The sequence below is a fragment of the Pyxidicoccus sp. M6 genome (assembly GCF_055568925.1).
In genome coordinates, this window is the sequence record NZ_CM145714.1 from 7,265,822 (window position 1) to 7,279,456 (window position 13,635).

At 68.6% G+C, this 13,635-nt stretch carries 5 protein-coding genes and 1 tRNA gene; 4 read left to right on the forward strand and 2 right to left on the reverse strand.

Annotated features, from left to right (window positions below; all coding sequences use genetic code 11):
• Positions 1-11: 11 nt before the first annotated feature.
• From ACVTJA_RS28550 to ACVTJA_RS28565, 4 genes are all read left to right on the forward strand, one after another.
• A complete protein-coding gene (locus ACVTJA_RS28550) occupies positions 12-2,441 on the forward strand; it encodes a penicillin acylase family protein (protein WP_465824312.1) in 2,430 nt (809 codons plus the stop codon).
• Positions 2,438-9,625, forward strand: a complete 7,188-nt coding sequence (locus ACVTJA_RS28555; protein ID WP_465824314.1) for an amino acid adenylation domain-containing protein — start codon at positions 2,438-2,440, stop codon at positions 9,623-9,625. The genes ACVTJA_RS28550 and ACVTJA_RS28555 overlap by 4 nt, the downstream gene beginning before the upstream one ends.
• 150 nt (positions 9,626-9,775) lie before the next feature.
• Positions 9,776-11,518, forward strand: a complete 1,743-nt coding sequence (locus ACVTJA_RS28560; protein ID WP_465824316.1) for an FAD/NAD(P)-binding protein — start codon at positions 9,776-9,778, stop codon at positions 11,516-11,518.
• Between the two features lie 58 nt (positions 11,519-11,576).
• Positions 11,577-12,935, forward strand: coding sequence for an MFS transporter (locus tag ACVTJA_RS28565; RefSeq protein ID WP_465824319.1), 1,359 nt, complete (start codon positions 11,577-11,579; stop codon positions 12,933-12,935).
• A 79-nt stretch (positions 12,936-13,014) separates the two neighbouring features.
• Here ACVTJA_RS28565 and ACVTJA_RS28570 read toward each other — a convergent pair.
• Together ACVTJA_RS28570 and ACVTJA_RS28575 are read right to left on the reverse strand one after the other, a co-directional pair.
• A tRNA-Pro gene (locus ACVTJA_RS28570) sits at positions 13,015-13,091 on the reverse strand.
• A 96-nt stretch (positions 13,092-13,187) separates the two neighbouring features.
• A complete protein-coding gene (locus ACVTJA_RS28575) occupies positions 13,188-13,577 on the reverse strand; it encodes an integration host factor subunit alpha (protein WP_164002315.1) in 390 nt (129 codons plus the stop codon).
• Positions 13,578-13,635 lie beyond the last annotated feature (58 nt).

Here is a 13,635-nt window from a genome sequence, read left to right on the forward strand (position 1 = left end):
CCTCATCATCCATGCGCCTCTCCCTGCTACTGCTCCTTGGTACGGCCGCCGTCTCCCGATGCACGCGCGAGGAGCCGCCGCCCGCGCCGCTGAAGGCAACGATTCAACGGACCGCCCATGGCGTCCCGCACATCACGGCCGGTGACTACCGGAGCCTCGGTGCGGGCATCGGCCATGTGCAGGCGGAGGACCTGGTCTGCACGCTCGCGGACCAGTTCCTCAAGGTTCGCGGCGAGCGCGCCCGGTACTTCGGTCGAGGGCCGGATGGCGCCAACGTCGAGAGCGACCTGACCTACCGGGGGCTCGCGCTCCGGGCTCGCGCCGAGGCCGCCTATGCCCGGCAGTCACCGGAGCTGCGGGAGCTGGTGGAGGGGTTCGCCGCTGGCTACAACGATTACATCGAGCGAACGCCGCCGGAGCGGCTGCCCGCGCCCTGCACGGGCGCCCGTTGGGTGAAGCCCATCACCGGCGTGGATCTCCTCGCGTACCACCTCGACATCTCGCTGCTGGACACCCTGGCGCCCCTGCTCGGCTACGTCGCCAACGCGCAGCCGCCCGGCGAAGCGAGCACGGCGCAATGGAGCCCCCTGCCCCATGACGGGCTACGGAACCTCCGCGAGGCCAGCCTGGGGAGCAACGGCTGGGCGCTCGGCCGCGAGCGGTCCACGGGAGGCGGAGGGATGCTGGTCGCCAACCCCCACTTCCCGTGGGAAGGAGCGCTGCGCTTCTACGAAAGCCACCTCACCATCCCGGGACGCCTCGACGTGTATGGCGCATCCCTGGCCGGGATGCCGGTCATCAACATCGGGTTCAACCGTCACGTGGCGTGGACGCACACCGTGACGGCGTCGAGCCACTTCACCGTGTACCGGCTGCGTCTCGTGGAAGGTGACCCCACCGCGTACCTCTACGACGGCCAGGTCCGCCGGATGACGCGCGAGGAGCACACCATCGACGTGCTGGAGGCCGATGGAAGCCTGAGCCAGGTGAAGCGCACCTTCTGGCGCTCGCACTACGGTCCCATGCTGGAGCGGCCCGAGGTCCCGTGGACGAACACGGTGGCCTACACGCTGCGGGACGCGAACGAGGACAACTACCCGTTCGCGGAGCAGTGGCTGCGGATGAACACGGCACGGAGCCTGGACGAGCTCGCCGAGGTGGACCGCACGGTCCGCGGCATCCCCTGGGTCAACACCCTCATGGCGAGCTCGGACGGCGGCACGCGCTACGTGGATGCCTCGCGCGTGCCCCACCTGAGCGAGGAGACCCTCGCCGCGTACCGCGCCTCGCGCGAGACGGACGCGGACACCAAGCTCTTCGCGAGCCTGAAGGTCATCCTCCTGGACGGAAGCACGTCCCGCGACGAATGGGTCGGTGTGGAGGGCCCATCGAGGGGGCTCGTGCCGTTGGACAAGGCGCCACGGCTGTCGCGCGCGGACTTCGTGATGAACGCGAACGACTCGGCCCGATTCACGAACCCGGCCGCTCTCCTCCAGGACGTCCCCTTCCCGTACGAGGTGTATGCGAGCCCGCAGGGACGGCTCTCCACCCGGACGCGAATGAATCTCGCGCTCCTCGCAGAGCCCGGCGCGGACTCCGCCTCCGGCCCCGATGGCACCTTCACGCGTGCGGAGCTCGAGCGCGCCATCTTGAGCAACCGCGGCTGGCTCGCGGAGCAGCTCCTCGCTCCAGTCGCACGGCGCTGCCAGGGGACGACGACGGTGAGCGTCAAGGACACCCAGGTCGACATCACCGAGGCGTGTCGTGCCCTCGCCGCGTGGGATGGCCGGGATGAGCTGGACCGCTCCGGCGCCGTCGTCTGGCGCGAGTTCCTGGCGCGCTTCGCTCGCACGGACCTCAACGACAAGGGTGCGCTCTTCGCGGAGCCGTTCGATCCGCGACGGCCCTTGTCGACGCCGTCGGGACTCGTACCCGCACCCGCGTCGGGACCCGACCCCGTCCTCCAGAAGATCGGAGAAGCGGTCCTCGTGCTTCGCGAGGCAGGCATCCCCGTGAATGCCCGCCTGGGTGATGTGCAGTTCACCCGGAAGGGCGACCAGGTAATTCCGATTCACGGAGGCGTCGACGGAGTCGAGGGCGCGACCAACATCGTTGGCTATTCGGCGGTGAACACGACGCTGCTGCCGCGGACGCAGCGAGGCAAGGTGCTGTCGGAGAACTCGGGCCTCACGTCGGAAGGGTACCTCGTCAACAACGGCTCGAGCTTCCTCATGGTCCTGGAGTTCGCCAAGGACGGCCCGCGTGCGAGCGCGGTCCTCTCCTACTCCGGCTCGACGGACCCCACCTCGCCCCGGTTCGCCGACCAGACGCGGCTGTTCTCGAAGAAGCAGCTTCGCCCTGTCCTCTTCGACCGGAGGGACATCCTGGCGGACCCGGAGCTCGTCACCACCCACCTCGAAGTCTCGGGGAGGGCACCGTGAGACAGGAGTCGCGGGCTCCCACCATTCCCCGGCGCCAGGGCTCCGAGCCGACGCCGGTGTCGTTCGCCCAGCGGAGGCTGTGGTTCCTGGATCGCCTCGAGCCGAACAGCCCGACCTACAACATGCCGTTCACGCTGCGCCTCGCGGGGCGATTGGACGTGGAGGCACTGCGAGGCGCGTTCGAGCACCTCACGCATCGGCATGAGGTGCTTCGCACCACGTTCGAGGCACGCGAGGGAGAGGCGTTCCAGCGGGTCCATGCTCCCGCTCACTGGCCGATGCCGGTGGTCGACCTCTCGGGGTTGCACGCCTCCGAGCGGGACGAGGAGGCGCGCAGGCTGGCGGAGGAGGAAGCGCGACGGCCGTTCGACCTCGCGCGGGGGCCGCTGCTGCGGACCACGCTCCTCAGGCTCTCCGGGTCGGAGCACGTGTTGCTGGTGAACATGCACCACATCATCAGCGACGGCTGGTCGACCGGCGTGATGATGCGGGAGTTCGTGGCGCACTACGAAGCGCTCCGCCAGGGGCGCTCCACGGTCTTGCCGGAGCTTCCCATCCAGTACGCCGACTACGCGGCCTGGCAGCGGGAGTGGCTCACGGGCAGGACGCTGGAGAAGCAGCTCGCGTACTGGGCCCGGCAGCTCGCCGATGCGCCCTCGGCGCTGCGGCTCCCGACGGATCGCCCGAGGCCGGCGATGCCGAGCGGCCGCGGAGCCGAGCTCGCCGTCATGATTCCGGCGAAGGTGGCGGAGGGAGTGAAGCGGCTCGCCCAGCGTGAAGGGGCAACGCCGTTCATGGTGCTGCTCGCGGGGTTCCAGTTGCTGATGTCCCGCCTGACCGGACAGGAGGACATCGTGGTGGGCGCCCTCAGCGCGGGCCGGTCGCACCGTGAGCTGGAGGGATTGATTGGCTTCTTCGTGAACACGCTAGTCCTCCGCGCCGACCTGAGCGGCAACCCGACCGTCTCGCAGCTCATCGCGCAGGTCACGGAGACGGCGCTCGGTGCCTTCTCGAACCAGGACGTTCCCTTCGAGATGCTGGTGGAGAAGCTGGCGCCCCGAAGGGAGCCGGGACGTCCCCCGCTCATCCAGGTGTTGTTCACCCTGCAGAACGCGTGGGCGAATGCGTTGCGGCTTGAGGGGCTGACGGCGACGCCCCAGGAAGTCCACAACGGCATGGCCAAGTTCGACCTCACGTTGCAGGTGGGCGAGCGGGCCGAGGGACTCGAGGCAGCCTTCAACTACAACGTCGACCTGTTTGATGCCGCCACGGTCGAGCGCATCGGGCGGCAATACTCGGCGCTCCTGGAGAGCTTCTGCACCGCGAGCGGCAACGCGCGGTGCCGCACTCTGCTCCTGGAGGGAGACGCGCGGCGCATCCTGGAAGAGTGGAACGCGACGGCCTCCGACATTCCGCGCGACCGGTGTGTCCACGAGCTGTTCGAGGAGCAGGTGGCGCTCCGCCCCGATGCGGTCGCGATGGAGCTCGGGGACGAGTCCCTCACGTACCGCGAGCTGAATGCCCGCGCGAATCGAGTGGCCCAAGCGCTACGCGAGCGCGGCGTGGGGCCCGAGACGCGCGTGGGCCTGTGTGTCGAGCGGTCATCGGCGATGATCGTGGCGCTGGTGGGCATCCTGAAGGCGGGCGGTGCCTATGTGCCACTGGACCCGCGCCAGCCGGCAGAGCGGCTCAGCTTCATCGCCCGGGACGTGCGGCTCGCGCTGGTGGTGACCTCCGCCACGCACCGTGACGTGGCGGAACGCCTGGGCCCGGTGCTGGAGCTCGGCCCGTGGCTAGAAGCAGCGCCCGAGGTCGCGAATCCCTCGAGCGGCGCGCGCGCCAGCAACCTGATGTACGTGATGTACACGTCTGGCTCGACGGGGGAGCCCAAGGGCGTCGCCATCGAGCACCGGAACGTGATTCGCCTCGTGCGAGGGACGGGCTACGCCGACTTCGGGCCGGACGAGGTGTTCCTGCAGCTCGCGCCGATGGCCTTCGACGCATCGACGTTCGAGATCTGGGGATGCCTGCTGAACGGCGGGAGGCTCGTGGTCCATCCACCGTACGAGCCCACCCTGAGCCAACTGGCCACCCTGGTGGAGCAGCGCGGGGTGACGACCCTGTGGCTGACCGCGGGACTCTTCCACCAGTTCGTCGAGGAGGACGCGGAACACCTGTCACACGTCCGTCAGGTGCTCGCGGGAGGCGACGCGCTCTCTCCGTGGCACGTGCGGCGGTTCCTCGAAGTGGGAGGCCGCCGGCTCATCAACGGGTATGGCCCGACGGAGACGACGACGTTCGCCTGCTGCCACACGGTGGATCGTCCGGAGCAGGTGGGCGAGTCGGTCCCCATCGGGCGGCCCATCGCCAATACGACGGCGTATGTCGTGGACGAGGCAGGAGAGCTCGTCCCCGTGGGAGTGGCGGGTGAGCTGTGGATTGGTGGCGACGGTGTGGGGCGAGGGTACTGGAGTCGACCGGAGCTGACAGCGGAGAGGTTCGTGGCGAACCGGTGGGGCCCGGGACGCGTCTACCGGACTGGAGACCGCGTGCGCTGGCGCCCCGACGGCACCCTGGAGTTCCTGGGCCGCATCGACTTCCAGGTGAAGCTGCGCGGCTTCCGCATCGAGCCAGGTGAAATCGAAGCCGTCCTGCGTCGCCACCCGGCCGTCCGTGACGCGCTGGTGTTGGTGCATGAGCATGGCCCGGGTGACAAGCGGCTGGTGGCCTACGTCACTGCGCCTCCGTTGGCGACTCCGCCACCGCGCGAGGCACTGCGGGACCACCTGCGTCAGCACCTGCCCGAGTACATGGTGCCCTCGGCGTTCATCTCGCTGGCGGCCTTCCCGCTCACTCCCAATGGCAAGGTGGACCGCAGGGCGCTCCCCGTACCGGAGGTCTCTCTGCCCTCCTCCGGGTACGTTCCTCCGCGCAATCCCATGGAGGAGGTGCTGGCCCTCCTCTGGGCGGAGGTTCTCCGCGTCCCTCGCGTTGGTGGCCTCGACGACTTCTTCGCGCTCGGTGGGCACTCGCTGCTGGCCACGCAGCTCATCTCCCGCATCCGCTCCACGCTCGGGGTGGAGCTGCCCCTGCGCGCGCTCTTCGAAGCGCCCACCCTCACCGCTTTCGCCGAGCGACTCCACTCCGCCGCCCGCGTCCAGGCGCCTCCTCTCCTGCCCCAACCGAGGACGGAGCCACTCCCGCTCTCCTTCGCGCAGCAACGCCTGTGGTTCATCGACCAGCTGGAGCCCGGCAATGCCACCTACAACATCCCCATCGCGCTGCGCCTGACGGGACGCCTGGACGCCGACGCCCTCCGCCTCTGCTTCGATGCGCTCGTCTCCCGCCACGAGTCCCTGCGCACCACCTTCCCCACGGAACATGGACAGCCTCTGCAGCGCATCCGTGCGCAGGGCTCCCTCCCCTGGAGCATCGTGGACCTGCGGAACCTGCCCACGCAGGAGCGGGACGCGGAGGCCCTCCGGCTTGCGCGGGAAGAGGCGCTGCGCCCCTTCCACCTCGCCACGGGACCATTGCTGCGCACCACCCTGCTCCAGTTGGGTGAGCAGGAGCACGTGCTCCTGCTGACGATGCACCACATCATCTCCGACGGCTGGTCCATGGGCGTGCTGATGCGAGAGGTGAAGACCCTGTACGAGGGCTTCACCTCGGGCCACCCAGCGCACCTGCCAGCCCTGCCCGTGCAGTACGCGGACTACGCGCTGTGGCAGCGAGCCTGGCTGCAAGGCGAGGTGCTGGAGGCACAGCTCACCTGGTGGAAGCAGTATCTGGCGGGAGCCTCCGTGCTCGAGCTGCCCACCGACAGGCCTCGCCCGGCCGTCCTGTCGCCGCGCGGAGCGTCGCTGCCAGTGCACCTGCCCAGAGACCTCTCCGAGGCTCTCCTCTCCCTCGCGCGACGGGAAGGCACGACTCCCTTCATGGCCCTGCTGGCCGTGTTCCAGCACCTGCTGTCACGCTACTCCGGCCAGGACGACATCTCGATCGGCTCGCCCATCGCCGGACGCACCCGCGCCGAGACCGAAGGCCTCATCGGCTTTTTCGTCAACACCCTGGTGCTGCGCATTCACTCGAAGCCCCAGGCCTCCTTCCGCCAACTGCTGGCGCAGGTGCGCGCCTCCACCCTCGCCGCCTTCCACCACCAGGACGTGCCGTTCGAAAAGCTGGTGGAGGTGCTCCAGCCCTCTCGCGACCTCGGCCGCAGCCCGCTCTTCCAGGCGTTCTTCGCGCTCCAGAACGCTCCCCTGGAGCCACTGCACCTTCCGGGTCTCACCTTCCAACCGCTGCCCGTCGAGCTCGACTCCGCCAAGTTCGACCTCAGCCTCAACCTCGTCGAGACGCCCGATGGGTTCGCGGGTGAGTTCGAGTACAGCGTCGACCTCTTCGAGGAATCCACCGTGGCTCGCATGGCGGGCCACCTGCGCACCCTGCTGGAGGGAGCGGTCACGCAGCCCGATGCGCCCCTCTCGTCGCTGTCCCTGCTGACGGAACGGGAGCGACACCAGCTCCTGGTGGAGTTGAACGACAACCGGGCCGAGTTCCCGGTGGACGCGTGCATCCACCACTTGTACGAGGCCCAGGCCCGCCGGACACCGGACGCGCTTGCTGTGGGCTTCGAGGACTCGCGGCTCACCTACCGGGAACTGAATCAGCGTGCCAACCAGCTCGCGCGTCACCTGCGCCGGATGGGCGTGGGCCCCGAGGTGCTGGTGGGTCTGTGCGTGGAGCGCTCGCCGGACCTTGTAGTGGGTGCGCTGGGTGTGCTGAAGGCAGGTGGCGCGTATCTGCCCCTCGACCCGCTGCTGCCGAGCGAGCGGCTCGCCTTCATGCTGGAGGACAGCGGAGCGCGCGTGCTGCTCACCCAGCGAGCCTTGCGCGACCGCTTCCCGGGAGCACGCACCGGCGCGGCGAGCGTGGCTGATGGCGTGGAGGTGCTCTCGCGGGAAAGCGGAGCGAATGCCCGCGCGGTGTGCCTGGTCGATGACGCGGAGGCGCTCTCGCGAGAAAGTGGAGAGGACCTCGGACTCGCGCTGACCGGCCGCTCACTCGCCTATGTCATCTACACGTCCGGTTCCACGGGGCGGCCCAAGGGCACGCTCGTGGAGCACGAGAGCGTGTGCAATCTGGTGGAGCAGGAAGCGAAGGCCTTCCGAGTGGGCCCGGGCAGTCGGATGCTGCAATTCGCCAACCTCGGCTTCGACGTCTCGGTGGAGGAGATCTTCACCACCCTGTGCGCTGGCGGCACCCTGTGGCTGGGACCGATGACGAAACTGATGCCGGGACCCTCCCTGCAGCGGTTCCTGCGAGAGGCGGACATCACCATCATCAGCCTTACCCCCGCCGCGCTCGCGCTCACTCCCGCGGAGGGGCTGCCCGCGCTGCGGACGGTCATCTCCGGAGGCGAGGTCTGCCCGCCCGAGGTCGTGGCCCGCTGGGCTCCCGGGCGTACGTTCATCAATTCGTATGGCCCCACCGAGGCCACGGTGCTGGCCACCCTCACCGAGTGTGTCGCGAACGGAGGGATGCCGACCATCGGCCGCCCGCTGTCCAATGTCCGCGCATACGTGCTCGACGCGGCGCTGCGCCCGGTACCAGTGGGAGTGAAGGGCGAGCTGTACCTCGGCGGCGTCGGCGTGGCCCGAGGTTATTTGGGGCGCCCGGAGCTGACGGCGGAGCGCTTCATCCCGGATCCCTTCAGCCACGAGCCAGGAGCGCGCCTGTACCGGACCGGAGACGCGGTCCGCTACTTGCCGAGCGGCGACCTCGAGTTCATCGGTCGCGTCGACTCGCAGGTGAAGCTGCGCGGCTTCCGCATCGAGCTCGGTGAGATTGAGTCCACCCTCCTCCAACACCCCTCCGTGCATGGCGCCGTGGTGCTGGCCCGAGAGGATGCGCCAGGCGACAAGCGACTGGTGGCCTATCTCGTCGCCGGGCCTGGTCACGCCCTCGAGGTGGACTCGCTGCGCGGCTTCCTCAAGCAACACCTGCCCGAGTACATGCTGCCCTCGGTCTTCGTCCCACTGGAGGCGTTCCCCCTCACTCCGAACGGCAAGGTGGACAGGAAGGCACTGCCCGCGCCGGATGCCACCCACCTGCCCCATCGCGAGTACGTGCCTCCGCGAGACTCCCTCGAGCTCGTGGTGGCGAGTGTCTTCGAGGAACTGCTGAGTGCGGGCCCTGTCGGCATCCACGGCGACTTCTTCGAGCTCGGCGGCCACTCGCTGCTGGCCGTGCGGTTGGTGGCCAACCTCCAGCAGCGCACAGGGCGAACCGTTCCCCTTTCCGCGCTCTTCCAGGCCTCCACCGTCGAGCGGCTCGCCGCGAGGGTGCGAGCCGGAGAGGGCCCCTGGTCGCCGCTCGTTCCCATCCAGCCCCACGGCACGCGCACGCCCTTCTTCTGCGTCCACCCCGTGGGAGGCAACGTCCTCTGCTATGCCGAGCTGTCCCGTCGCCTTGGCCCTGACCAACCCTTCTACGGCCTTCAGGCCCGGGGGCTTGATGGCAGGCTGCCGCCGCTCCAGTCACTGCCGGAGATGGCCGCCCTCTATGTCCAAGCCGTGCGCATCGTGCAGCCGCACGGTCCCTATCGTCTGGGCGGCTGGTCTCTCGGGGCCGTCGTTGCCTATGAGATGGCCCACCTGCTGAAGCAACAGGGCGAGCCGGTGGAGGTGCTCGCCCTCATCGAGCCCAGCCCCACCTCCTATGCCCGGGGAACGCCGCTCGAAGACGAAGCACACCTGCTCTCATTCGCCGCGGACCTGGCGCGCACCGCGGGCATTCCGCTCGTCATGCCCGACACGCCCCTGGACACCTCCGAGGCCCTGCTGGCCGAAGTGCGGCGGGCCGGGCTGCTGCCCGCGGGGACCGGCCTGGAGCAACTGCGTCCCCTGCTGGAGGTCTTCACCGCCAATTCGCGAGCCCTCCATCAGCACACGCTGCGTCCCGGGGCCGGCCCCCTCACCGTCCTGCGCGGCGCCGGCTCCGCCGGGGACGAATCCACCGTCGAGCGCGACAGAGGATGGACCGCGCTCTCCGCCCATCCCGTGGACGTCCTCGAGCTGCCTGGCAATCACTACTCACTCCTGCATCCACCCCACGTCGAAGCGCTCGCGCGTGCCCTCACCTCTCTCCTGGAGCCGCCCCTGCGGCGCTCGATGCATGGCTGAGCCAGGGAGGAAGGACATGAAGGAACGCGCGGTACGGGACCTGAAGGCGAAACGAGGGCCGACGATGAATGACGACAGAGCTGCACCGCTCCATCCTCCTTCGCCCGAGACACACGCGCTGACCATGGCCGAGTTCGCAAGGGAGACCGCATGAAGCCCGCGCCTCATATCGCCATCGTGGGCGGCGGACAGTCGGCGAGGTGGTTCCTGTTCGCCCTGACGGAGCAGCTCGCGCGAGGAGTGCAGGCGTTGCACGGGAGCCGCCTCACCATCATCGAGGGGCAGTCGGAAGTCGGGACCGGCCTCGCCTGGAGCCGTCGCAACGCGCTGGAGGAGCACCTCGCGAGCCTGCCGGCGCGGATGAGCCGCTGGAGCTTCGGAGAGCGGCAGCAGGTGCAGTTCCACCGCACGGTGGGGTTCCTTCGAGAGCTGGGAATCTCCGTCGACCTGATCGTCGGTCAGGAGGCGATGACGATCGATCAGAAGGGCGAGCGCCTGGAGATTGGACTCGCGTCCGCCCCGGCGGTGAGTGCCGACGTCGTATTGCTCGCGACCGGCTACGGGCAGCGAGCCTGGAGGAGCCGGGCCCTGCCAGAGGCACTGCTCGACGGCCGCCCGGGAGTCCACAGTTCGCCCTGGCCGGCGAAGGCGCTGCAGGAGGCGGTCTTCGACGAATGCGACTCCATCTCCGAGAGACGCCCCAAGCACATCCTGATCCTCGGCTCCTACCTGAACGGAATCGACGCGGCCCTGTCGCTCGCGGTCAAGGCGGGAAGGTTCCGGCCCGATGCAGACGGGCGCCTGCACTTCGAAGCGCCCACTGGATTCAAAATCACCCTGGGCTCGCGCACCGGACAACTGCCGAAGGTCTGGGGGCGCGAGCCGTCATCGCCGTACCAACCACGCTGGTTCCATGCGGAGCGGCTCCAGCAGGTGTTCGAGAGCATGGAGCGCGGGCGCTTCCTTCCCATCGACACGACCCTGGAGTTGCTGGGGGACGAGCTGGCGGAGGCCTCGGGAAGAAAGCGCGCTGTGTCCGTGACAGCCGGTCGGCGACGCGGCGTGCCCGTGCGTCGCCGCATTGGAGCCTGGCAGCGCCACCTGGCGCGCGCAGACAAGGCCGAGATGCTGCGGCGGGACATCGCCGCCGTGATGACCACCGGGAAGCCGTTTGGCGGCTACGAGGACACGCGTGTCTGCGAATGGCAGACCTGCATCGACAGCGCGATCCAACTGTGGAGCGAGAATTCCCCGTGGTTCTGCGCCGAGGATGCTCTGTATTTCGAAAGGGAGCTCCGGACGACGTTCTTCAACACGATGCTGCCGATGACGCTGGGCAACGCGCTCCAGATCGAGGCCATGATGCGCTCGGGTCATCTGAACGTCGTCGCGCTGGGGCGAAACTATGAGCTGCATCCCGTGACGGACCGGGTGTGGCGCGCGGCCGTCTCGTACGCCGACGAGGGGGGCCATCCTCGCGTGATAAACTTCACCGACGTGGTCGATGCAACGGGACAGTATTCGAGTATCGAGGCGCATCCCTCCCCGCTGATTCAAGCCATGCTGCGCAACGGGCTCATCCAGCCCGGGCTCCGAGCATTCCGAGGTGACGGGACGGCGGCCCTCGACTTCCCGACCGGCAAGCGGAGGACCGTCATCGAGCGCGGAGACAAGGCCTACCTGGTCACCGGTGGCATCTACGTGAACCCGAAGACGGGAGAGGTCATCCCGCGCGGCACGTTCGACCTGGACCACAGAGGCTCGAACCGGACGGCCATGTACGCAATGGGGCCGAACGTTTGCGGTCAGTTCACCGATGCGCAGAGCCTCGGTCAGACACAACGCGACGCGCTCAGAATCGTCGCAGACCTGTGCCGGAAGCTGAGCCAGTAGAGCGCAGCCGGTTCCGCGCCGCATGATTTCTCAACGAGAACAACCGGAGGGGACGGTCGTGGCCGCCGGCTCTCCCGTGGAGGGAGGCCTGTCGACCCGGTCCGAGGAGGCCTCTGGTCCGGCCTTCAGCGGCTTCGTGCGCATCTGGCTGGGACAGTTCGTCTCCATCCTCGGCTCCAGGTTGACGTCCTTCGCGCTGGGCGTCTGGGTCTACCAGCGCACGGGCTCTGTCACGCAGTTCGCATTGATAGCGCTGTCCGCCGCCCTGCCCCCGCTCGTGCTCTCGCCGCTGGCGGGCCTGCTGGCGGACCGGATGGATCGCCGCCGGGTGATGCTGTTGAGCGACACCGCAGCCGCGAGCGCCACCGCGTGTCTTGCCCTGCTGCAGTCCGCCGGCAGGCTCGAGGTCTGGCACATCTACGCGGCGGTGATGGTGGGCGCCATCGCCAGCACCTTCCAGATTCCCGCGTACACCGCGGCCACCACACTGCTGGTGCCCCGGGAGCAACTGGGGCGCGCCAGCGGCATGGTGCAGCTCTCACAAGCCGTCGCGCGACTCGCGGCGCCGCCCCTGGCGGGACTGTTGATCGTCCTCATCGGCATCGAGGGCGTGATGATGGTGGACTTCACGACCTTCCTCATCGCGCTCGTCACGCTGCTGAGTGTGCGCATTCCCCAGCCGCGCGAGGAACTGAAGGTGGCCGGGGGACGCGGTGCGATGTGGCGCGAGGCGTTCGAGGGCTGGCACTACGTCGCCGCGCGTCCTGGGCTGGTGGGCATGCTGGTGTACTTCGCGCTCATCAATCTGTGCTCCGCGTTTACGGAGGTGCTGGCCCAGCCAATGGTGTTGAGCGTGGCCTCTCCCGCGGCGCTGGGGCTCACGCTGACCCTGGCCGGGTCGGGGATGCTGTGTGGCAGCGTACTAATGAGCGTCTGGGGCGGCCCGAGGCGCGGCAGGGTGTTTGTGGTGCTCGGCTCTGGCGCCATGCTTGGTGTCAGCCTCGTGCTCGCCGGGGCGCGCCCGTCCCTGCTGTTCATCCAGCTCGCCGCCTTCTCGTTCATGTTCTGGGCCGCGCTGGCCAATGCCTCCAGCCAGGCTCTGTGGCAGAGCAAGGTTGATCCAGCCATGCAGGGGCGTGTCTTCGCCATCCGGCTGCTGGTCGCCAGCAGCCCCACGCCCCTGGCCTATGCGCTGGCCGGTCCGCTGGTGGATTGGCTCTTCGAGCCCCTGATGGCCACGGGAGGGGCATGGAGCACGAGTCTGGGGCAATGGATCGGCGTGGGACCGGGGAGAGGAAGCGCAGTGCTCCTCATCCTCGCTGGGGTGCTGGTGCTGGGCGCCACGCTGCTGGCGCTTCTTCACCCGCGCATCCGTCGGCTCGAGGACGAACTTCCGGACGTGCTCTCCAAGAGATGAAGGCCGTGGATCCCGCGAGCCCGCAAAGTCGAAGGCCCTGGAATCCTCAGCTTTCGCCAAGAACTCCAGGGCCTTCAGTTGGTCGGGGCGACAGGATTTGAACCTGCGACCACTTGCACCCCAAGCAAGTGCGCTACCAGGCTGCGCTACGCCCCGATACTGCGTGTGCTGCCACCGCCGTGAAACGGTGCGCCCTTATGCCCCCGCGCGACGCTCAGGTCAAGCAAGAGCAGCAGGCCACCGTGGGAAAACTCAACCCTCCGCGTCCTCCATTCCCTCCTCGTCGAAGTCCTCGCCCCGGGCCTCCGCCGCGTCCGCCGCCGCTTCCTCGCGGGCATCGATCTCCGCGTGGTTCTCCGGCACCGCCTCGCCGTTCAGCGCGCTCTTCAGCACCTGGCTCGGACGGAAGGTCAGCACCCGACGCGCCGAGATCTCGATCTCCTTCCCGGTCTGCGGATTGCGCCCCACCCGCGCCTTCTTCTGACGCACCTGGAAGTTGCCGAAGCCGGAGATCTTGATCTTGTCCCCCCGCTCCAGCGTCTCCTTCAGCGTGTCGAACACGAGCTCCACGATCTCGGCCGACTCCTTCTTCGAGAAGCCGACCTTCTCGTAGACGCCCTCGATGATGTCCGCCTTCGTCATGCGATTCCTCGGGATGCCCTCGGTGCGATGAACGCGAGGCCACTGTTGCAGCCTTCCC

Coding starts and splice junctions, on each gene's coding strand:
- ACVTJA_RS28550 (WP_465824312.1), top strand. CDS start 12: ATGCGCCTCTCCCTGCTACTGCTCCTTGGTACGGCCGCCGTCTCCCGA.
- ACVTJA_RS28560 (WP_465824316.1), top strand. CDS start 9,776: ATGAAGCCCGCGCCTCATATCGCCATCGTGGGCGGCGGACAGTCGGCG.
- ACVTJA_RS28575 (WP_164002315.1), bottom strand. CDS start 13,577: ATGACGAAGGCGGACATCATCGAGGGCGTCTACGAGAAGGTCGGCTTC.